This window comes from Enterococcus sp. DIV0901a, assembly GCF_051711525.1.
GTDB lineage: Bacteria > Bacillota > Bacilli > Lactobacillales > Enterococcaceae > Enterococcus_B > Enterococcus_B faecium.
Map to the genome: position 1 here is coordinate 57,752 of NZ_JBIOMW010000002.1, position 23,532 is coordinate 81,283.

Here is a 23,532-nt window from a genome sequence, read left to right on the forward strand (position 1 = left end):
TGTTTATATGCTTTTTTTGAAACAAATTAATAAATTTTAGAGCATACCAATTGACAAAACATTCTATAATTGGTATAGTCCAATTATAGAGGTACTCTTCTCCCCTACTTATTGAAAGGATGAATGACATGAAAAATACAGAAATATATCAAAAAATAGATACAATCATACTTCATATGCCCGATTATATAAAAGATTTTGTTCAAGATCGTGAGGATAAAGATCAATCACCTCGAACCACTTTAGAATATCTAAAAAATTATAAGCTCTTTTATGAATGGCTTCTGAGTGAGTCTATCGTTCCTGATACTTCTATCACCTCGATAAGACAGTTAACTGCCTATGACCTAAACTTGTACAAATCTCATTTGAAACGTCGCACAAAAGAAAATGTAAAAAAAGAGACAACAAAAACTAAGCTCAAAGATAATAATAACTTAGGTCTATCTACTTCTACTATCAATAGAAATATCACGGCATTAAAGGTTCTATTTAAATATCTTTCGAAAAGTTCCAATAATCCTCTAGGAAAACCATACTTAGACAATAATCCTATGGATCAAGTAGCAACCATCACAGATAAAACTACGTTAGCTGCACGTGCCAATGCCATTGAGAAAAAATTATTTCTAGATAAGGATACACAAAATTATCTAGATTATATTGCCAATGAATATAAAAATACTTTGAGTAAACGAGCTTTGATCTATTATCAACGAGATGTAGAAAGAGACCTGGCGATCAATGCACTGATTTTAGGATCTGGATTGAGACTCTCCGAGGTTATAAATATTAATTTAGATGACCTATCTTTAGATAAGAATAATGTGGTAGTAACTAGAAAAGGAAATAAAAGAGATGCTGTCAATATAGCAGCATTCGCAATGGAATATTTAGCTAATTATCTAGCTATTCGGAAAGAACGATATAAAGTAACAGAAAACGAAAAAGCTTTATTTCTAGCAATTTACCAAGGAGAAGCCAAGCGTATATCCGGTATCGCAATCGAACGGATGGTAGCAAAATATTCAAAAGGCTTTAGAATTCAAGTCAGCCCTCACAAACTGCGTCATACATTAGCTACTAGACTCTACCAACAGACAAATTCATTGGTATTAACTGCCCAACAATTGGGACATTCAAGTACCAATACAACAACTTTATATACCCATATAGACAATGCGGCTACGATCGATGCATTAAATGCTTTATGAGTATAATGTATAAATAGGCGGAAATAAGAAACAACACGCTAGAAAAGCCTGTATTATAGTTTTTCTAGTGTGTTTCTTTTGGTGTGATCCTACTTTTGTTTATCATTTATTTTTTATTATCGTAAATAGGTGTCGGTTTGATTTTAGAAAAATTAGTTTGGATATAATCTGTGGGATCATTTGTTATCTCTCTCAATGAATTTAGATACAAATGACCATAAGTTCCTAAAGTCGTTTGTACATCAGCATGTTTTAACCTTTCTTTAATTCGAAGTGCATCTTTTTATTGTGATATAAGCAAAGAAGCATGACTATGCCTTAATCCGTGTATGCGGATTATATGAACACCAACGATCGTTGCATGTCTTCTCATAATATGACGGATTGTATATTTCTGAGTAGGTGTTCCATTATAAGAAAGTACAAACGACATGCCTCCTATTGAAACTTGACGCTCCTTCCAAGCTTTTAAAAAGGTAATTGTATTGTCGTCTAGTTCGATTGTACGAATACTAGAAGCCGTTTCGGGTTCTACAAACTCATAGGTTTTGGCTCTCTTATAATAGAGTGTTTTATTCACACGCAAGTTTTTATTTTCAAAATCAATATCTTTCCAAGTTAATGCAGTGGCTTCTCCCAAACGCATAACGGTCATAAAAAGTAACCACATACAAATAAAACCAAAATGTTGGTACAAATCATCAATATAAAAAGTTGAAATAACTTTTGTAAATTCTTCTTTTGTCCAAAAATCAACTGTAGTTTTCCTTTTCTTCACATTTCCAATAACTTTTGCAGGATTTTTTGGTTCAGTATAAATTCTTGTGTAAACGGCTGTGAGATTTAGGATGCCTTTCGGGATATTTCCATTAATCGCAGAAAGAAGTATTCATCATCTGGATACCCATAACCCTTACGTCTCTCAGTCTTGATCTTATTGTTGATACCCTCAAGTTTGCCAGTTGATATCCCGTATTTGGCGAACGTGTAGATCCCTCTCAAATGGTTATTTAAGAGACGCGCAAACCAAATAAAGTGGCTATTCTCAGTTGCCTTGCAGATGTCTATGATCCCTTCAAGTCTAACGCACATTTCCACCTCGTCATGTGAGTTGTATGCCTGGTCTAGCAAGTCTTTGACGAGGTCTATTGTGAAGAAGAGCTTGTTTTCTTCCAACAGCTCGTCATACCATGCTTCATTACCGCCATAAGCCTTTATTTCTGGTGTATTGAATATTTCACCAGCAGTAGACACTAGCTTGCCTTGACGGGCATCCTCGTCCTTCTGAACTAATGTGGACCTCTTAGACATCAAGATGTAACGTGAGTTCTTAAGCAACTTAGCAGCCTCTGGAGAGCCTTCTTCAGCCAGCCGTCTTTGTTCATCCTTTCTGATCTCTGAAACCACTTTATCGTTGAAATTCTTGATAATGTGGAAGCGATCATAGACGATGTCTAGCTTGGGATAGCGCCCTTTAAAAGCTTCTTCGAAGTCTGAATTCATGTCGCAAGCCACCGCCTCAACTTTTGACATCCACTCATCGCCAACATGATCCATAAACTCGAAAACAACGGCTTTCTTCTTGCCATGGGCTAAGTAGAGAATATACCCTGTTTCCCAGTCTATGATTGCGGTGGCGTACTTATGGCCATCGTGGAGCTTAAACTCATCAATGGCTAAGTATTTTGCCTGCCTTTCAGGTTTTATGAGTGTCTTGCCATCAGTTGTAAATTTAGACAGTAGAAGAGACTTGTGAATTGACTTTACAGTCATCTTGTCCAAGCCAGTAAGCCAAGCCACTGCCTTTAGAGTAAGGCCATAGCTTAACAGTTTCTCAGTGTATTCTTTTAAAGGTTTGGTGATGCGATAACCATCAGCTTTAAAAGGGATAGACTGGCTTCTAGTGTTGAATTGGCAATCAATGTTAAGACAACGAAAACGTGCATAGGACACTCTGATATTGGTGTGTACTCCACCAATAGCGACGTGCTTAAGGGTAGATTCTAAAGACCCATTTTTAACTAGTTTTCTTGAGCAATTAGGACAGAAGGTATCACCACGCTCATCTAGCTTTCCTACAAAGGTTAATCCACCTTCATTTTGAATTGGCTCGCCAACTTGAATAAAGTCGGTAAGACCAGAATTAAAGGATAAGACACCTTTGTTAGGCATAACATCTTGAGTAGTAACTGACAGTTCTGTATAATTCATAGTAAGAAGGGCTCCCCATGTTTTTGTCGTTATTAACATTGTAAGGGACAACCCTTCTTTTTTTGTTATCTAATTTCTATTTACACAAGAATTTATACTGAACCGATTTTTTTCAAGTAGTCCCAAAACAACTGCTCGATCTAATGACATCTGAAAAATCCCATACATGTTTCTTACATAAGAATTTTTATATTTGCTCAATAAATTATTTTGCCACTTTTGAATGTCAATTGGACGTATTTCTCTTAACTCCATTTTAAAGAAATAAGAAAAGTTTTTTTGATTGTAGATAACCGATTTTTATATGTTCTTTCTTCTACTTTCCCTTGATAATAAGGTAGGAATAATTTATAAAAAAACTCCTCAAACAACATAGTACTTTGAGAAGTTTCTGCTTCTTTTCCATAATTAGAAACAAGTTCGGTATACGCTTTTTTTCTTCTTTAACTGTTTTAACCCCTCTACGTTTTTTTGTACTCTTTTCCCTGTTCGTTTGTCGAATCCCAAACTAGCAGTAAAATGATATTTCCCATTTTTATCTTTTCTTAATTGTCAAATTAAGTTAGACAAATCATCAATACTTACGTAACTCAAAAATACTTCCAAAGGTGTTCGATAATTCAGTGATTTTCTAGGAATATTATTTCGTTTCGATGCGACAGATTGAATAAAAGATTCATCTACTGAATTGAAATCCATAGATTTCAATAAACCATCTCTACGTAACAATCCGTTAGAATTCTCGTTTAGGCCTCTTTGAGACGGCGTTCCTGGATCAGCGAAATAAATGGCAATATCATTGGCATTACTGATCTGTTTCCAATTTGAAAATTCCTTTCCACAATCAAAAGTGATGGATTTGAATAGATTTTTCGGTACAGATTCAAACCAATGATTTAATTTGTTTTCAATATCAATCGCTTGTCTACCACACGGTTTCAATGTGATGATAACTTTTGATAATCGCTCAACTAAGGTAATTACAGCACTTTTATGTTTCAAACCTACGATAGTGTCACCTTCAAGGTGACCAAACTCATTTGAGAATTGGCTATAATCTTTTTCACGTTCATGAATAGAGCGACGGAAAGCTTGTTTTCCACGTCTTTCTTGATGTCCATTTGGTTTACGCTTGCCTTTCATCGGTAAGTCAGAAGGATTAAATAGCCCCTTTTTGAACATACGATAAATGGTACGAGCAGAACAACGAATAGGAAACGCTGCACGACCAACAATCACATCGGGTGTCCATCCTTGAACAACCTTTCTTTGAATATATTCTGATTGTTCCTCAGGTAAAACAAGCGGGCGTCTACCACAGTTTGATTTGTTTTTCTTATACTGTTGATAGTACTCTAAGGCTGATTTTCCTTGCTTGAAGAACAGGTATACTTTATGGATCGTTTGTCTTGAACGATTCAAGCAATGCGCAGTTTTCGCAACAGATTGATTTATTTTGAAATAAGACTCTATCATTACAAGTTCATCCGTTGTAAGATGGGTATAGGTCATTTGTACTCACTCCTTATAATTCTTTGGACGGAACTATTTTGAGTGTAGCACAAATGACTTTTTTAGTTGTCTAGCTTAATTTTACAATCGGCGTTTTTTAAAATTAACCATGATTCTGAAAATCCTCCTCTACCTCTATCTTCATACCTAAAACTTCTTCTACAGATTCAACAGGTACTAGTCCTAATCTTCTATTTTCGTAATAGGTATAGCTTTTTGAAACCATAATTGCTTTTGCCTGTCGTATGATTCTCTCAGACTGATACTTCCCATAACCTAATTTCATTAATTCATTTTTTGTTATAACCACCATTTAACCTCCACATTTTTTATTCAAATATAAAAAAGAACACTACTAAAAATAGTAGCGTTCCTGCATATTTTTATTCAAATTTAATCAGCTTTATAAATCTTTGTATACTTGCTCCTTAATACTCAAAAAATGCACATTAGAAATCTAATTCTAAAAAATATCACTAGTGTTGCATAAAACATTTTAGAATATTCTGAAAACTATTTCCTCTGAAAATAAGTCAAAAAAAACTGTGCTGACGCAGAGGATGACTTTTTCCAGAAAATTTTTTATCTGTTATTCAACTGAAAACCAAAAGTAACGAGCCAAATTTCTTTTTTCTCATGTGGGAATTAATTTTTCTAGACAACATTCAAAGGGCTGAAACAGTAAATAACGAAAGAATCGTTTGATTTGGAACACTGATTTTTCCGTTTTCGTCTCCAATTTGATGAGAAACGTGAGGAGAGCGGAAATCATCGTTAAAATCAATTGATTCTGCACGCCTTTTTCACTTTGAGAAAAGAAGGTTTTAATGGTCATGTGTTGTTTGATGTGCTTGAAAAACAATTCGATTTGCCAACGAGCGTGATACATATCAGAGATTTCTTTTGAAGAGACGTCCATTCGATTGGTGATAAATTGAAACACACGTCCGTTCTTATCTTGAACAGTGACTAGTCGGAAATTGGCGGTTAGATAGGTTTTAGATCCTAAACGAACCAGCTCGTCTCGTAGAATTTCTGTTTCTGGCGATGTTTCCAGAGTATCTATCACGTGAACTTTGGTGTTTTTTTTAATCCGAGTGACGAAGAAATAGCCATCCCAATGCATCTGATCCATCTTTTCAAAGTCCTAATACCCACGATCAAACACGTAAGTTGCCTCTGGTTCATTCACCAGTACTGTCAGTTGATTGACATCATGTTCGTGTGCATTGGTTAATGTAAAATCAGTTGGATACATCGTGGCATCATCCATATAACAGAAGTTCAAGTGCAATTTAATACCTGACTTGGTTTTACGGAAAGTCGCCCACTTATGACATTTTAAACTAAGCGAAAACGTACTGGAATCAATCAGATACAGATGATTTCGCTTGGTTGGTTTGATTTGATGTTGAACTTTTTCTAACAGTTGTTGAAAAATTTCTTCTAACACTTTAGGTTCAAGTGCATTAAATGCTCGAGACAATTGGGTATGACTAATCGATGACACATCGGTTTCTAGTTGGAGCGATCGGTCGATAAGAGCTGTACTCAAATCACGCAAACTTTCTTTTTCTTCATTAACTGCGTAGAGAAAGAGCTTGAGCACAGCTTCAAAAGACAGTTTTTTACGATACGAATTGTAATCAAAAATACATTTTTGGGAGTTGACAGAAAGTTTTCCTAATTTTATGGCAGAAAACCATTTATTAAATGCTGTATTTGTTTTATACTTATCCATGTATGAGTCCTTTTTATTGGTCTTGGATAAGTTATCCAAGTGCTAGTATAAAGGATTTTTTGTTCTATGGAATAGGTTAAAATTTTAATGCAACACTAGTGAAAATTTTTATATCTTTAGACTCAATGATAAATTCTTTCGTATCCAAGTTAGCCGTTAATGTTGCACTATCACTACCGTTTTTATTTTTACGTGTAATCACTATTTCTGATTCTGATGGCGTTGCTACTTCAATCGTTCCATCCAAATCAAACGCCGCAGATTCATTTCTAAATTTTAAAAGTGCAAATAATTGTTGAGTCACTGGCCGTTGCACTTCTTCTTCAATTTCGGCTAAATCATAGTAATGACGATTAATATTACGCCCTTCTTTCGTTGCTTCCAACAGTTCAATATCATTTTTTCCTGCTAATAACCCAACGTAATAAATTTGTGGAATCCCTGGCGCAAATACTTGAATCGCACGTGCTAACAGATAGCTACGGTCATTATCGCCTAATGCACTATAATAGGTGCTGTTAATTTGATAAATATCTAAATTATTGTAATTGGCACTTGAATAGACCTTCTTCACATTCGCCCCGACTTTATACAATTCCTCAGAGGTGTAATCCAATTCTTCATCTGTTAATAAATCACGAGCGTCCACAACACCAATTCCATCATGCGTATCCAATGTTGTAAACTGCTTCATCGGACTCATTTTCAACCAATTGGCTAAACGTTCTGATTTTCCACTATAAAGTGAATACAGAGTGACCATTGGCAAGGCGAAGTCATAGATATAATAATCATGATTGGCAATTTTCATTTGAATGGAATAATGCTCATGGATTTCTGGTAATAATTCGACGTCATATTTCGCTGCTTCTTGACGCACTTCGTCTAAAAGTTCCCAAATATCTGGTTCCACGAAGAAATCATTGGTATCTAATTTTTTAATCGCATAAGCAAACGCATCTAATCGAATTAAAGAACAGCCATGGTTCGCCATATCTTTGATGGTTTCTCGAATAAATTCTTTCACAACTTCTTTGGTCACATCTAAATCAATTTGTTCTTCCCCAAAGGTATTCCAAACCTCTTCTGTCGTACCATCCGCAAATTCTACCGTTTGAAACGGCGCTTTGTCTTTACGCTTGTAGATTAAATCAATATCTTCTTGTGTTGGTCGATTTTCTGGGAAAAATTCATGAATACGGATAAACATTTCTTTGTATGGTGACTGCTCATGGTTTTTTTTGAAATCTTGGAAAAATTTTGATTCACGAGAAATGTGATTAATCATAAAATCAAACATCAAATAATAATCTTCACCTAATGCTTCCACATCTTCCCATGTTCCAAGAGCTGGATCAACTGTCGTATAATCACTCGGCGCAAAGCCTCGATCACCTGTCGATGGAAAAAAAGGCAACAGATGTACACCACCAATAACACCTTGTAAATGTTTGTCTAAGACTTGTTTTAATTCGCCCATGTTTTTTCCTAAACTATCTGCATAGGTGATGAGCATTGCTTCGTTTTTAATTTTCATAATTGTCCTCCATAATTAGCTAATACAATACTTTCAAACGGTCGTAAACGCAATTTTCGACTTTGATCTAATAAAACATCTTCATAATTATTGATTAATACTTGTTGGTACTGTTCATCTACATAATATTCTTGTTCTGTTGCTGTAACGTTTAAGATAACTAATACGATTTTATCTTCTAATTGGCGTTCATAAAGCAAAATATGTTCATTTTTATCTTTCACTGGTAGAAATTGTCCGTAGATTAGCACGTCTTTGTATACACTATTTTTTCTTAATTTAATTAATTGATGATAATAATTGAATACCGACTGTTGATTGGTTAACTGAGCTTCTGCATTGAGTTCTGGATAATTAGGATTTACTTTTAACCATACATTATCAGAAGTTGAGAATCTGGCATTTTTTTGCGTATTCCATTGCATAGGTGTGCGAGAATTATCCCGACTTCGTTTATTGACAGCTTTCAATGCTTGCTCTGGTGCCAATCCATATTCTAATGCCCGTTTATACTGAGAATGCGTAGCTACATCATCAAAATCTTCTAATGATGCCATTTCTATGTTGGTCATTCCTAGTTTTTGTCCTTGATAAATAAAAGGGGTACCTCTTAGTAACATAAAAAGCGTCGCCAACATTTTTTTACTATAATCATTGATCCATTCTTCTGGAATATATTTATTAATTGAACGTGGTTGATCGTGGTTTTCTAAATATAAGGCGCCCCAACCTTTATCTTGCGTAACTAATTGATTCGTAAAAATATTGGTACGCATATCCGTCCATGTCCATTGGCTATCTTTAAACCATTCACCAGTTTCAGGTACATCAATATCCGTATAACTAAAATCAAAAACCATCGAATAATAGCCATCTTCACCAATATATTCATCTAAACGTTCATTAGGAACATCGGCTTCTGCTACCGTCATACTATTATGTGGTTTAAATGTCCGCTCTCTCATTTCTTTTAACCACACTTCAATGCCCGACTGATTAAGAATCCAGGGCCCAATGAAGGCTAACCCATCTTCTCCATCAGATTCAAAGATGCCATACTCTAGTTTTTTTTTGATGTTTAATATCGCATCGATTCTAAATCCGCCTAGTCCTTTATCTAACCAATAGTTAATCATTGCATAGATTTCTTCACGTACTTCTTCATTTTCCCAATTCAAATCAGGCTGATTTTTAGTAAATGCGTGTAAATAAAACATATTTTCTTCGTTTGGAATGAGTCTCTTTTGGTGTTGCACTTATATTGTAAATTCAAGCTACTATATCTGTTTCAAATAAAAGCGTTGTGTCGCATAATCACCATGTAGTTCTGAGTCAATATAAAAACCGAGATTCATCAATTCATCGCCAGCAAATGTTACATCTTCCATTTGATAAGTTGCTTCTTCTGCTAATCCTGCTAATTTCAATGTGACTAATGGATGCGCAGCTTCTGCTAATACTCGGAAATAAAAGACCATGGCTTCTGTTTGGTCTTTTGAGACAAACATCCATGCAGTATCATTGCCTTCAAACGGACTTTCCAAGCGATAAAAAGTTCCATATTGCAAAAGTTGGCGATGCTTTTTATAAAAGGCAACTTGTTCTTTAATTTCTGCTTTTTCTTCAGAAGTTAATTGCGTTAGATCTAGCTCATAACCAAAAACACCAGCCATCGCAGCATTGCCACGAATAGTTAAACTCGTTTCTCTTCCTGTTTGATGATTTGGGACTGCTGAAACATGCGCACCCATACTTGAAATTGGATACACTAAGCTGGTTCCATATTGAATTTTCAGACGAGCCACGGCATCGGTATTGTCGCTCGTCCAAGTTTGTGGCATGTAATACAAGAAACCTGCATCAAAACGACCGCCTCCACCCGAACAACTTTCAAATAAAATAGTTGGATAATTCGTTGTTAACTTTTCTAAAAATTCATATAACCCTAACATATAACGATGAGCCACTTCACCTTGCATCGTTGAGTCCAACAAGACAGAATAGACTTCTGTCATATTTCGATTCATATCCCACTTCACATAATCAATCGGTACACGATCAAAAATCGCCGTCATTTGTTGATAGATATTATCACGAACATCTTGTCTTGAAAAATCAAGAACATATTGATTTCGACTAATTGAGCGGTCACGACCTGGAATACCCAATGCCCAATCTGGATGTGCTCGAAATAGTTCACTATCTTCAGAAATCATTTCCGGTTCAAACCAAATCCCAAATTTCATCCCGTTATCATGCACTTGCTTGGCTAAATTTTCCAAACCACAAGCAAGTTTGCCTTCTGTTTCAACCCAATCACCTAATGAAGTGAAGTCATTTTCACGACCGCCAAACCAACCATCATCTAAAACAAACATTTCAATGCCCAAGTTCTTCGCATCATCGACAATATTCATGATTTTTTCTTCGTTAAAATCAAAATACGTTGCTTCCCAGTTGTTGATTAACGTGGGACGTTCTTGTAAACGATAGTTTCCACGAATTAAACGGTGATTATACAATTCATGATACGTCTGTGATAACGTATTCAGACCTTCATTACTATAAACCATCACGACTTCTGGCGTTTGAAATGAGTCGCCAGTTTTTAGTTGCCAACCAAAATTAAATGAATTAATTCCCATAATGACCCGTGTTTGGTCAAATGGATCTTTTTGAATCACCGTTTCGTGATTACCGCTATAAACTAAATTAAATCCATATGCCTCTCCTTGAAATTCATCTGTTTTGGCATCTACTAAAGCAACAAACGGATTTTGTTGATGGCTGCTTGATCCGCGTTTACTATCTAATACTTTTATCCCTGTATGAATTTTTTCTCTAGTCATTTGACGTTCTCTTGCCCAGGTACCATTTAAATGAATTAACTCGAGTGGACGATTTGGAAAATCAATTGATTGACTAGCTAAGCGGTTAATCTCCACTGTTTCATCACTATTATTTACTAATTGCGTAGAACGAATAATTACACTGTGATTTTGATAAATTGTGTAGAACAACTGTAAAGTCAATCCACTAATCGCGTCTTTCAATTGAATAATCAGCGTTTCAGCTTCATCATCATCTTCCGTATATAAGGCTGGCAATCCCGCTAAGCTGGGCTTTCCTTTTTGAATTTCGTAGCTATCATAACGAAAATCATTTACACGACTACCGTTTCCTAATTTAATATTATGCGCCGGTTCTCTAAAATCACCATGTCCATATCCTGGAAATTCTAATGGTAATGTATCTAAAGATAATAAACGATCTTGCGCATTTGCATTGTTGGGTGAGAAGGAACGATCTGTTCGGGGGTAGCGATACCCACCAGAATAGTGCGTAATCTTTTTTCCAAAATAAAGATGCGTTAAATAATTATTTTCTTCGATTCCTAATAGATAGCTAATTTTTTTATTTTGTAAATGAAATGTTTGTGTGTGATTGTCAAATATAATCATAAGTTTATGAACTCCTTTATAATGAGAATAATTTATTGGTTATTTCACTGCTCCATTGCTCATTCCAGCTATAATACTTCTTTGGAAAGCAAGATAAACTAGTGTAATCGTGACAATTCCTACTGTATAGGAAGCAAAACTTGGACCATAGTCGTTAAAATATTGTCCCGTATAATTATATTGAAACAATGGTAGTGTCCACATATTAGAATCACGATTTAAAATTAATAATGGTAGCATGAAATCATTCCAAAACCATAGAGCATTAAGAATAATAGTCGTCGCATGCATTGGTTTTAACATTGGGAAAACAATTTTGAAATAAGTTGTAAAGTGACTAGCCCCATCAATTTCAGCAGCCTCATCCAGACTGATAGGCACATTTAGTTTAATAAAACCAACATATAAAAATAGTGTCTGTGGTACGGCATAAGTGAGATAGAGTAAGATTAATCCCCACATATTTGCTAAACCAATTTTACTCATCATAACGGTAATCGGAATCATAATTACTTGGAAAGGAACAAAAATTCCTAAAATTAAAAATAAATACATCAATCCGTATGCTTTCCCACGAGTCATTTTTCTTGCTAGTGAATAAGCAGCCATAGGAATAATTGCTGTCACAGCAACTACTGCAATGATTGTGATGATTGCCGAATTCCAAAAGTAATGACCAATTCCATCCGCTAACAATCTTCGGAAATTTTCCAAAGTCGCTGGATTAGGAAAACGAAAGAAATTATTCATAATATCGGGTGTTGTTTTAAATGAACCGAATAGCGTTGAAACTAAGGGAACTAAAATCATGAAGCCCCCTAATAATAAAAGCAAGTATTTAGAAATATTTTTTTCTTTTGATGTTTTCATTGGGAAACCTCCTAGATTTCAAATTTTTTCGATAATTTTAATTGTGCCAGTGAAACAATCCCAATTAAGATAAATAAGACTAAAGCAATAGCATTCGCATAACCAAACTGATTGTTTTTAAAAGCATAATTATAAACAAGTAACCCCAAAGATGTTGTGGCATCGCTTGGTCCACCACCAGTTAAAGCAAAAATTTGATCAAATGCTGTTAAGCCACCTTTTAATGCCATAATAAATACCATTGAAATACTTGGTAATAAGTAGGTGATTTCAATATTCCAAAAAATTTGCTTATCATTCGCCCCATCCATTCTAGCAGCTTCAATAATTTCTTGTGGAATACTTTGAAAACCCGCTAAGAAAATGATGACTGGCATGGCAATTCCTTGCCAAAGTAAAACAAAAATTACTGCAAAAATCGCTCCCCATGTTGTTCCTAAAAGACTGGTTTGTAAAAATTCAATGCCTAACATACTACCAATTTTTGGTAAACCATAGTTAAAAATTTGTTTAAATACTAAAGAAACAACCACGCCCGATAAGACCGCTGGAAAAAAGAACCATGCTCTAAAGAATGTTTTCCCTTTAATATTTGCGTTCAACGCCCGCGCAATCAAAATACCAAAACCAATTTGTCCAGCAATCATGCAAAGCGTCACAATTAAAGTGAAGCCAATCGATTTGATAAACTTCGGATCAGAAAAAAGAATCTTATAATTGTTCAAACCCACAAAATCAAAATTATAAGTCAGACCAGTCCAATTAGTTAAACTGTAAAAAGCACCTTGAACCATTGGAAAGTAGAAAAAAATCATCTGCAAAATAATTGGAATTGCTACAAAAATGATTGCCCAGTAACGATTTAAAATTTCTTTTATTTTCATTTTATTTTCCTACCTTCCGTCAGCTTTCATTGGATTAAAGAAAGCATTTAATGCGTTAATCATGGCTTTTTGATTGCCATTGTGTAAATAATTTGTTGTTAAGGTATAAAAATCATTTTCACTATTCCAATCTTTGGCTAACCAAACTAAATGACGATCAGTAAAAGCAAGTTCAGTTAAACCACTTAATGGTGAATCCTGAGTATTCTCGATAACGCCCTCAACAGCACACGGTGCACCATCTACATCATAATATTTCTGCATCGCTTCAGGTGTTGTCATATATTCTACAAAACGTTTGGCTTCTTCTTTATGTTGAGAAGTTGCAGAAACTGATAAGGCTAGGTCTCCTGCGCCAATCGTTAGACTTTGACCTGCTTCATCTGCTGGAAAAGGAAAAGTTCCTACTTCAAAATCTGGATTTTGTGAATGAATCATCGGCATTGCCCATGAACCATTCGGCATAATCAACGCATCACCTTTTGTAAAAGTAACTACTGTATCGTTATAACCGGCACCTTGCCAGTTGTTTTGCAAAGCTTTTGGTTCTCTTAACAAATCTAATCGATTAAAATCTTTTTGCATTTCTTTGCTTTCAGCATTAATTCCATTAACTTCTGAGAAACGCCAAACATTGTTCGCTTCCTCTTCACCACCAGCAGCAGTCGCTATAGCTAGTTGGTGATAACCATTTAAAGTCCAGCCTTCTGCTCCTGCAATCGCAAACGGTACTTTGTTTTGATCTTTAATCTCAGCTACTATTTTTTCAAATTCTGCCCAAGTTTCTGGTGCTTGAATCCCCATTTCCTCAAAAGCAGTTTTGTTATAGTAAAAACCATAGACATTAGCGGTTAATGGTATGCTATATACACGATCCTCAATAGCAAAACGTTGTGCATATCCATTTTTGATATTCTCTAAATACGGTTCTTCGGTTAAGTCCTCTAAATAACCAGCTTTCGCCCATTCTTTCAATTCTATACTTTGAGGATAAAGATTAATGACATCTGGTACATCGCCTGCAAGCATACGTGTTTTAATTACTTCACCAGCATTCGGTACATCCACAACTTTTACATGAATATCAGGGTTTTTTGCTTCAAAATCTTTAGCAATCTCCTGAATCGTTTGAGTCATTTCTTTTTTTTGATTAAAAAACTCTATTTCTACCTTACCGCTTGCATCTTCCTGATTTTTTCCACAAGCAGCCAAAGAGATCGTTGCTCCTAGCGCTATACAAGCTAAAATGATTTTTTTAGACCACTTCATTTTATGCTCCTCCTTATACAATTTGAATGCGTTTTCTTTTTTTGATTAAAAAACTCTATTTCTACCTTACCGCTTGCATCTTCCTGATTTTTTCCACAAGCAGTCAAAGAGATCGTTGCTCCTAGTGCTATACAAGCTAAAATGATTTTTTTAGACCACTTCATTTTATGCTCCTCCTTATACAATTTGAATGCGTTTTCTTTTTTTGTTAACACTAATGTAACTGTTTACTAAGTGTTTTGTCAATATTTTTACTAAATTTAACTTAAAAAAGAGTAAGGAATTGAAAATTCCTTACTCTTTCAGCTTCTTTTTAATTATATTCAGGTAAATAGTCCCCATGTGCTTCGATTAAATCATCCACTAAATTTTTGATATCTGTTAAAGACAATTCAGATGATAGATGTGGATCTAAATACGCTGCTTGATAAATTTTTGATTTATCTAGTGTTAAAGCGGCTTCTACTGTCAGTTCTTGAACATTGATATTCGTCCGATTTAAAGCAGCTAATTGTGTTGGCAATTCACCGACATAGGTTGGTTGCACGCCATTTTTATCGACTAAACAAGGTACTTCCACACAAACATCTGTCGGTAAGTTTGTGATTAAGCCTTTATTTAAGACATTTCCTGCAATCACTGACGGAGTTCCTGTCGTAATAGAATCCATGATATATGAAGCATATTCACGGCTTCTCGTATGTGTTAACTCCCCATTATTTACAATGTCCTCTCGCATGCTTTCCCAATCATTAATTTGTTGTTCAAAACGACGTAAGTATTCATCCAACGGAATCCCTAATTCGTCAATCAATTCTGGGTATTTTGATTTAATAAAGTATGGATGGTATTCTGCATTGTGTTCACTTGATTCTGTAATATAGTAACCAAAACGTTTCAACAATTCAAAACGTACAGAATCTGGATGTGGATTTGGTTTTTATGCAGCTAACTGACGAATTGTTGGATAGAAATCTTCCCCATTTTTTGTAATTTCCAACAAGAATGCCATATGATTAATGCCTGCAATTTTCCATTGAAAGTCATTTAAGTCATATTGATCGGCTATTCCTAAATGCTCAAACAATTCTGGTACGCATACTTGAACGCTATGACATAAACCAACAGTCTTAATACTCGTCGCTTTTAAAACACCCATGGTTAACATCGCCATCGGATTTGTATAGTTCAATAACCAAGCATTTGGACAAACTTCTTCCATTTCTTTAGCAAAGTCTAACATTACTGGTAGTGTCCGTAGGGTTCTAAAAATCCCACCAATCCCCATGGTGTCACCAATAGTTTGTCGCAACCCATATTTTTTAGGAATATCAAAATCAATCACTGTTGAAGGTTTATAACCACCCACTTGAATAGCATTGATAACAAAATCAGCCTCTCTTAACGCTTCTTTGCGATCATAATAAGAAACAATATCAGCACGATTTTCATTCGAATTTTTATTAATATTTTTAAGCATTAAATTTGATTCTTTTAGTCGTTTTTCATCAATATCGTACAATGCAATATGTGCATCTTGTAGACTTGGAGTTAACATCGCATCGCCTAATACGTTTTTTGCAAAAATAGTACTTCCTGCACCAATAAATGTAATTTTTGTCATGTACTTACTCTCCAATCACTAATTAATAGTTTTATAATTTACCACCTGTTGTAGCAATTCCTTCAATGAATTTTCTTTGGAAAACGATGAATATCACAACCATTGGCCAAATTGCTAATAACGAACCTGCCATTAATTGTGGGAAGTTCGTGGCATATTGTCCTTGTAAGTTTGCTAATCCCGGAGCTAAAGGCATCTTATCAATTGAAGTATTGACAATCAATGGCCACATTAAATCTTTAAATGCAAACAACGCTGTGAATATTCCAAGTGCAACCAATCCTGATTTAGCAAGCGGCAACATAATTTTGAAAAAGATCGTCCAAATATTGGCACCTTCTAAATAGGCCGCTTCCTCCAATTCATCAGGTAAACCTAAGAAAAATTGTCTTAATAAAAACGTACCAAACGCACTAACTACCCCTGGTAATATTAATGATGGAATTGTATTTAAAATACCCAATTTTTGTGCTAATAAATACTGTGGAGTAATAAAAATGGAACCGGGAATCATCATTTGAATAAGTACTAAGCTGAAAAAGATATTTTTCCCTGGAAAACTTAGACGCGCACAAGCATATGTAGCCATTGCTGAAAATAAAACCGAGCCAATCACTCGTCCAACAACCATTAAAAATGTATTGATATAAAAAGCCATGAATGGTAATAAATCAAGTACTTGTTGATAGTTACTTAGATGAAATTTCTCAGGGAAAATTGTAGGTGGAATTTGGGTAGATTCAACCAACGTTTTCCCTGAAGTTAAAATCATCCAAATAAAAGGTAATGCCATTGCAATACCACCTAAAATAAGCATGATATGGATTGGCGCATTTGAAAAAAATTTATTTTTCATAATTTGATAGCCTCCTTAATAGTTTACCCACTTTTTCTGCAACTTCATTTGAATTGCAGTAATAATTAATATAATCACTAAAAGGAACATAACGATTGCCGAACCATATCCCTTGTCATTTAAAATAAATGAATGTTTATAGAATAAATAGGTTAATGATTGTGATTTAAACATGGCGGTACTATTAGGAGTAATCATCATAAAAATAACATCAAATACTTGGAAAGCATTGATAACTGTTGTTACAACTACAAAAAATAATGTTGGTGTAACTAATGGTAACGTAATGTTGAAAAACTGCTGGATTGGACTAGCACCATCAATTTCCGCTGCTTCATAATAATCTTTAGGAATTTCTTGTAAGCCGGCTAGTAATAACACCATGTTATAACCAATAGCACTCCAAACTCCAACAATGATAATAGAATAAATCGCAATCGATGGATCCGTTAACCATGCTGGTCCATCGAGACCTATTTTAGCCAACATGTTATTAATCAGTCCATAATCATTATTGAACATCCAGCGCCAAATCATTGCGACTGCGGATGGTGCAGCAACGACTGGTAGAAAATAAATTGTCCGATAAATCGACAATCCTTTAACTTTTCTATTCATTAAAACTGCCACCAACAAGGATAATACAACAATACTAGGTATCGAAACCACTGCATAAATTAATGTGTTTAATAAAGACTGAAAAACTTCACCGTCTGCAAACATTTTTTGGTAATTTCTTAATCCGACCCATTCAGTATCACCGAACCCTACCGTTTTTTGAAAACTTAAAATTGCTGTTTGAATTGCTGGCCATATATTTAATAAAATTAATCCTAATGCCGTTGGAAAAATAAAAATATAGCCCCATATCACTTGATCTTTACGATATTTTCCAAAAATTCGATTTTTCATAATATCCCCCTTTTTGGTATTCATCCATTAATATACAGACGAAATAGAATCCTTTCGCCTGTATATTGTATAATTAACTAATTTAATTTCCGCTCAATATCGCATTGACTTCTTTTTCAATTTGAGCGGTTCCATCTTCAACAGTTATTTCACCAGACAGAATACGGTTAATAATTTGAACTTCTGCTTGTTCAGCTCGTAATCCATCTTTATTGTATGGACGAGGGACTCCATACTCCAACATTTTTCCAAAAGCACTCAAATCAATTGTATCTGAAGAAGCAGCCCACTCGTCTTCAAAGCCTTTTAGTGCTGGGATTGATGCCCCCGTTTCCGCTTGGATTTTATTGGCGTCCTCACTAGCTAAAAATGCCATTAGTTTTTTCACTTCTTCTGGGTATTTTGTATTCGCACTGGCAGCCCAACCAAGTCCATTTGTAATTGTTGCATTAACTTTTCCCTTAGGTAACACGGCAGAAGCAACATTTTCAACTAGATAGTCATTTTTCAAAAATCCCGGTGCAAACCAGTTTCCTTCAATCATCATTGCTAATCTACCTGATTGAAAACGACTTAACTTATCAGGATCTTGTAATTCTGTAATTGTTGGTGAAGCATGATCAACAAGTGCAATATCTCGATAAAAGGCTAAAGCTTCTTGTGCTTCTGGGGTATTCAAACCTGATTTTGTATTGTCATCGGCAAATACTTCTCCCCCATTTTGATAAATAAATGGCCAGTAGCCAGTCTCTGTTCCAATATGTGATGCAAAACCATAGATGCCTTTTGATTCATCTGTTAAATCAATTGCAGCTTGTCTGAGTGTTTCCCATGTCCATGTTTCATCTGGATAATCGACACCTGCATTATCAAATAATTCTTTGTTGTACCATAGCCCCACCACATGCTGCGAGTAATGTCCCAGTTAAAACAGCTATCCCTGTTAAAGCTATTTTTTTGAAATGTTTCATCTTAATTCCTCCTGTTTTGAATGCGTTTTCTTTTTGCTAACAACACCATAACTGTTTACTTAATGTTTTGTCGAGATTTTTTACTAAAAATATTAGTAAACAAAAAAGTAAACACCCTTTTTTGGATGTTTACTTTTTTAATCGATATTTTTTTCACTTTCTCTAACAATAATATTATTAGAAACAATCACTTTGATCGAAACATTTCTAACTTCTTTTATTCGTTCATTAACCATGCGAACTGCTAGTTTTCCAATTTCTTCTGTATTCACATTCACCGTATTTAATGCAGGCGTTAAAAATTCAGCAACTTCAATATTATCAAAACTCACAATCGAAATATCTTCTGGAATATGTAGACCATTTTTTTGAAGTGAACGATAAACCCCCACAGCAATAGGATCATTTCCTACCATGATAGCAGTCGGCAACTTATCTTTAGCATGTTTTTTCAAAAGTAAATCTGCTGCCTGCATTCCGTCAAGTGTGGTCCAGCCTTCTAAATAAATTTGACTATATTTTTCTAATCCTTTTTGTTTCATCCACGTCTCATAGGCTATTTTTCGATAATCATCATCTGACACGTGTTTATTTCCTTGGCTATCTAAACGAACACGTCCTCCTCCGATAAACGCAATGTTTCGGTGTCCTTTTTTATACAATCGATCTAAATGCTGATTCGTTGCTTTTGTTAAATCAGTATAAACTGCATCTACTTCAGCTTCAATACTAGGGTCATCAATCACTACGACATTCGAATTAATTGCTGATACTTCTTCAATCACAGAAGATAGCACCTGCCCAATAATCAACACACCTTGACATTTTAGCAAATCGTCTTGCTCCAACGGTGTTTCTGACAAACGAATAATTTTCTTCAAATTGACTTTGCTTTGTTCTGCTTCGACTTGAATCCCTCTGCGAATCGTTCGAAAATAGGGGTCTTCCAACTCATCTACTTCAGAAACTGTCGTTATTAATGCAATATTTGTTAAATTTTTTGCAACGGGACTTTTTTTGACATAATGATAAAAATTAACCGATTCTGCAATCTTTCGTTTGGTTTCATCGGTTACTGAAAGTGTCGGATCCTCATTTAGCACGCGCGATACTGTTGCAATGGACACACCCGCCCGTTTTGCAACATCCCTAATTCCTACCATAATAGCTCCTCTTTTCATATTTGAAAGTGTTTACTAACATATAATCATACATTTTGAAAATAAGCAAATTTCGTTAAAAATAGGCACTGTAATCATAATTAAAAACAAGAAAAAATATCCGAACAATTTAGAGTAAATAATGCTAATTCTAGTGAATTTGCGACGAGGAACTGCTAGATCACAGTTCATTCTCTCTATCGTTCGGATATTTTATTGTTAACTATACTTATTTCACAGAGCTTTTTTATTTGATTTTGTGAACAGAGTCTCGAGAAATCAATTCTCCCTCTAATAGTAGTACTTGATTTTTTATTTCTTCATGTTTGGCCAGTCCAATCAGTTGGTGAAAAGCAATCGCCCCCTTGTTACCTGGATTTAGTCGTATTGTTGTCAACGCAGGATCCATTAATTCTGCAAAAGTAATATCATCAAATCCAATAATCGATAATTGTTCCATCACTCGTTTATTCTTATTTTTTAAAAATTTTACTAATTTAGCTGCTAAATAATCTCCAGTAACAACAATTGCAGTAAATTCAGCTAATTCTTGATAAATTCGCTCAAATTCAGAGTTGTTATATATCCAATGCGATTTAAAGGTTAAATGATATTTCTTTAATGTATCGATATAAGCTTGATGTCGTTCTTGAATAACACTTGGTTCACCTACAATGTAGTCAAAAGAAAGAAACGCTATTTTCTCATGACCATAATGAATCAAATGTTCCGCTGCCAATGTACTAGTTTGGTAATCATTTGTATTTACAAATAAACGATTCATTTGTTGTTCAAGTTCTCTTAATGTCTCTTTTGAAAGATGCGTATCAATATAAACAACAGGACCATCAAAAACGTTATTTAATTCCAAAAATTCTTTTACACGTACACCAACAACAATGAACCCCTCAAAACGCCAATTTCTCTGAATAGTTTTAACATCTTCTGCTGAATTAACATTATGCACCAATACAAAATAACCATGATTCTTTGCCTGTTCCTCAATTCCAGACAAAACTTCTGCGGTAAATGGATCAGAAAATACAAAATCAGCATTATCAATAGCCGAAAAATAAAGCAATCCTATTAAAAATGCAATCGTCTTACCGATTCCCTGACAGACAGAACACATTCCACTAGGATCATTAAATGAATAAGCATTTGCATATCCTAAACTAGGTGTTGCAAAACATGAAAACAACACACGAAATAACGCATTGATGTTAGTAATCGTCCCTAACGTTGAGCGCGCACTGCCACCAATCTTCTTTTGATTGACCACAATCGCCGTAGAAAGATTATCAATCTCATCAACCTCTGGACGACTGTATTTAGGTAAAAATAAACGGGTAAAACTATCATAGGTGTCATTCAGTTGACGACCAGCTTCTTGGGTAATAGTATCAAAAACAATCGATGATTTTCCTGAACCAGATACGCTGGTAAAAATACTAATTTTATTTTTGGGAATTTTGAGACTGACATTTTTAAGTTGTTTCTCTTGCGTGGATAATTTCAATATACTCGTTCATTTGGTACTCCCCTTTATTTTGAAATAGTTGAGAATGTTTCAATGAGACACGGTATTTTTGGCAGATGTTTAGTTTACCTAGAAAGAGGTATAAAAATCAAGAAAAAAAGAGAGGCTGACTCATAAGTAGTTTTATTAGTCGAAAATGATAGTTTATAAAAATAGGAACCGCATCAAATCAACATTCTTTAGAATGGATTTGATGCGTTTTTCTTTATTTTTTGACTTATGAGTCAACCTCTTACTCTTCGTCATGGATTTGATTAGCTAATTATTGCTCCACTTGTTCACGAATGAAATTTAAGTACTGCGGTAAAAATAAAGGAATTTCTTCAAAGCGTGGACTTTGATTTTCATACGCTTTTGCATCTAGGTTTCCTTCCCCTGTAGCAATTTCAATCAATAATTGATTTGGGTCACGATAATAAAGTGATACAAAAAATTCACGATCTTTTATTCCTGAATTTATAAAATTGCGCTCTTGTAATTGTTTGTCGATGCGTTGTAAATCAGATTTATTTTCTACGCCAAACGCAACATGATGGACGCTACCAATCCCTTCAATGGCAACTGGATTCTCACGATCTTGAATAATCTGAACTTCTTGATAGAACTGAGTGTCTTGATTTTCTAAGATTGTCACTCGTTGATGACCCGAAAAGAAACTGACGTATTCTTTGTGCTACCAGCCTACAGACAATAACTCTCGTTCAGTCGCATCGGAATATTGTACGCGTAGTTGAATGGCATCAATTCCTAAAATGGCATGCTCTGTAGGGATCTGGTCTGTGACATACGGGAAATAATCATCAATATCTTCAAATTCGCGTAAGGGAACTAAAGCTAATTGTGTTGCATCTGGCCCTTCAAAACGTAAGATAGGTCGTCCAGAAAATGATTCGATTCCATAATGGCAAACGCCTTGTGTTTCAAAATATATTTCCCAAAAATGCAATGATGCTTCGGAAGGAACTTTTAGTATCGTTCGTTCAATCGTATTGGTTCCAAAAAACTGGTTGTTCCCTTCTTGTACTTCAAAAAAAGTCAGTTCAGTTCCCACACGGTGGTGATTATCTGAAAAAAACAGGTGATACATGGTATGATCGTCTTGATTAATTGTTTTCATTAGTAATTTTAAACCGAGTATATTATGATAAAAGTCAAATGTCGGTCGAATAAAGTGATTCACAATAGAAATGTGATGAATACGTGCGGGCATAATATCTAAAAATGAGAATCAAACCTATAAAAGATGGTGAACAACTTTTGTTTTCATCAGAAGAAAATAAGCCCCTTTATTTAGACTATGTAAATCACAATTTGAAAATCATCATTAAAGAGAATAACTTAAAACATATCACACTTCATGGTTTTCGTCATACCCATTGTAGTCTGCTCTTTGAATCTGGTGCGTCTGTCAAAGAAGTGTATGTTCGACTTGGACATACAGATATTAAAACCACTATGGATGATATATACACCCATATCGCGAAAAAGCAGACAGAGGAAACGGCAATTCGTTTTGCAGATTTCATGAGTTCTACAGAGGAAAAGCAAGGAAGTTTGCAGAAGGTCAAAAGTATGGTCAAAAACGAAAAAAGCAGACTATCCCTATTAGATAGTCTGCTAAACGTTGAGTTATCAGTATTTTTCTTATTCCGCAGCGTTTGCGTTTTTGAGACCGTATTGATTCTCTTTTTTTAATTTCATCCTTTTCCAACCTAAAAATGTTATTTAATTACTTAGTTTATATAACACGAACCTATACCAAGTACCAGT

16 protein-coding genes and 7 pseudogenes are annotated in these 23,532 nt (G+C 34.9%); 2 read left to right on the forward strand and 21 right to left on the reverse strand.

What is annotated here, in order from left to right:
* Positions 1-128: 128 nt before the first annotated feature.
* Positions 129-1,214: a tyrosine recombinase XerS gene (gene xerS, locus IGL70_RS13135; protein WP_002290352.1), complete on the forward strand. Its 1,086-nt coding sequence runs from the start codon at positions 129-131 to the stop codon at positions 1,212-1,214.
* 106 nt (positions 1,215-1,320) lie between these two features.
* Here the strand turns inward: xerS and IGL70_RS13140 are convergent.
* From IGL70_RS13140 to IGL70_RS13240, 21 genes and pseudogenes are all read right to left on the reverse strand, one after another.
* Positions 1,321-2,016: pseudogene (locus tag IGL70_RS13140) on the reverse strand (site-specific integrase); the annotation flags it as partial.
* Positions 2,017-2,057: 41 nt separating this feature from the next.
* Positions 2,058-3,425: an ISL3 family transposase gene (locus tag IGL70_RS13145; protein WP_043921381.1), complete on the reverse strand. Its 1,368-nt coding sequence runs from the start codon at positions 3,423-3,425 to the stop codon at positions 2,058-2,060.
* 69 nt (positions 3,426-3,494) lie between these two features.
* Positions 3,495-3,680 carry a hypothetical protein gene (locus tag IGL70_RS13150; RefSeq protein ID WP_240187869.1) on the reverse strand — a complete coding sequence of 62 codons (186 nt, stop codon included), beginning with the start codon at positions 3,678-3,680 and terminating at the stop codon, positions 3,495-3,497.
* 297 nt (positions 3,681-3,977) lie between these two features.
* The gene (locus IGL70_RS13155) at positions 3,978-4,937 is read right to left on the reverse strand and encodes an IS30 family transposase (RefSeq protein WP_000222573.1); all 960 of its coding nucleotides are present in this window, start codon (positions 4,935-4,937) and stop codon (positions 3,978-3,980) included.
* 103 nt (positions 4,938-5,040) lie between these two features.
* Positions 5,041-5,250, reverse strand: coding sequence for a DUF3173 domain-containing protein (locus tag IGL70_RS13160; RefSeq protein WP_002290357.1), 210 nt, complete (start codon positions 5,248-5,250; stop codon positions 5,041-5,043).
* 321 nt (positions 5,251-5,571) lie between these two features.
* Positions 5,572-6,678, reverse strand: a pseudogene (locus IGL70_RS13165) (IS4 family transposase).
* Positions 6,679-6,754: 76 nt separating this feature from the next.
* The gene (gene gtfA, locus IGL70_RS13170) at positions 6,755-8,215 is read right to left on the reverse strand and encodes a sucrose phosphorylase (protein ID WP_002324531.1); all 1,461 of its coding nucleotides are present in this window, start codon (positions 8,213-8,215) and stop codon (positions 6,755-6,757) included.
* Positions 8,212-9,432 (reverse strand): alpha-amylase family glycosyl hydrolase, encoded by a 1,221-nt coding sequence (locus IGL70_RS13175; RefSeq protein ID WP_104832598.1) that lies wholly within the window; start codon positions 9,430-9,432, stop codon positions 8,212-8,214. The genes gtfA and IGL70_RS13175 overlap by 4 nt, the downstream gene beginning before the upstream one ends.
* 60 nt (positions 9,433-9,492) lie before the next feature.
* Positions 9,493-11,676 (reverse strand): alpha-galactosidase, encoded by a 2,184-nt coding sequence (locus IGL70_RS13180; protein WP_002324534.1) that lies wholly within the window; start codon positions 11,674-11,676, stop codon positions 9,493-9,495.
* 39 nt (positions 11,677-11,715) lie between these two features.
* On the reverse strand, positions 11,716-12,546 hold the full coding sequence (locus tag IGL70_RS13185) for a carbohydrate ABC transporter permease (protein WP_002290368.1): 831 nt from the start codon (positions 12,544-12,546) through the stop codon (positions 11,716-11,718).
* 11 nt (positions 12,547-12,557) lie between these two features.
* Positions 12,558-13,430, reverse strand: coding sequence for a carbohydrate ABC transporter permease (locus IGL70_RS13190; RefSeq protein ID WP_002290370.1), 873 nt, complete (start codon positions 13,428-13,430; stop codon positions 12,558-12,560).
* A 9-nt stretch (positions 13,431-13,439) separates the two neighbouring features.
* The gene (locus tag IGL70_RS13195) at positions 13,440-14,699 is read right to left on the reverse strand and encodes an extracellular solute-binding protein (RefSeq protein WP_010731457.1); all 1,260 of its coding nucleotides are present in this window, start codon (positions 14,697-14,699) and stop codon (positions 13,440-13,442) included.
* The gene (locus tag IGL70_RS13200; RefSeq protein WP_002338082.1) at positions 14,696-14,863 is read right to left on the reverse strand and encodes a hypothetical protein; all 168 of its coding nucleotides are present in this window, start codon (positions 14,861-14,863) and stop codon (positions 14,696-14,698) included. The genes IGL70_RS13195 and IGL70_RS13200 overlap by 4 nt, the downstream gene beginning before the upstream one ends.
* Positions 14,864-15,012: 149 nt before the next feature.
* Positions 15,013-16,323 (reverse strand): annotated as a pseudogene (locus tag IGL70_RS13205) (alpha-glucosidase/alpha-galactosidase).
* Between the two features lie 31 nt (positions 16,324-16,354).
* Positions 16,355-17,179, reverse strand: a complete 825-nt coding sequence (locus tag IGL70_RS13210; protein ID WP_096705448.1) for a carbohydrate ABC transporter permease — start codon at positions 17,177-17,179, stop codon at positions 16,355-16,357.
* Positions 17,180-17,194: 15 nt separating this feature from the next.
* Positions 17,195-18,091, reverse strand: a complete 897-nt coding sequence (locus IGL70_RS13215; RefSeq protein WP_002338086.1) for a carbohydrate ABC transporter permease — start codon at positions 18,089-18,091, stop codon at positions 17,195-17,197.
* An 82-nt stretch (positions 18,092-18,173) separates the two neighbouring features.
* Positions 18,174-18,995 (reverse strand): annotated as a pseudogene (locus IGL70_RS13220) (ABC transporter substrate-binding protein); the annotation flags it as partial.
* 204 nt (positions 18,996-19,199) lie between these two features.
* Positions 19,200-20,225 (reverse strand): LacI family DNA-binding transcriptional regulator, encoded by a 1,026-nt coding sequence (locus IGL70_RS13225; protein WP_002338088.1) that lies wholly within the window; start codon positions 20,223-20,225, stop codon positions 19,200-19,202.
* 244 nt (positions 20,226-20,469) lie between these two features.
* Complete coding sequence (locus tag IGL70_RS13230; protein WP_306453869.1) at positions 20,470-21,303, reverse strand: LacI family DNA-binding transcriptional regulator; 834 nt, start codon at positions 21,301-21,303, stop codon at positions 20,470-20,472.
* Positions 21,304-21,306: 3 nt separating this feature from the next.
* Positions 21,307-21,754 (reverse strand): annotated as a pseudogene (locus IGL70_RS13235) (substrate-binding domain-containing protein); the annotation flags it as partial.
* Positions 21,755-22,024: 270 nt separating this feature from the next.
* Positions 22,025-22,972: pseudogene (locus IGL70_RS13240) on the reverse strand (ring-cleaving dioxygenase).
* 2 nt (positions 22,973-22,974) lie between these two features.
* Here IGL70_RS13240 and IGL70_RS13245 point away from each other — a divergent pair.
* Positions 22,975-23,457 (forward strand): annotated as a pseudogene (locus IGL70_RS13245) (tyrosine-type recombinase/integrase); the annotation flags it as partial.
* Between the last annotated feature and the right edge of the window lie 75 nt (positions 23,458-23,532).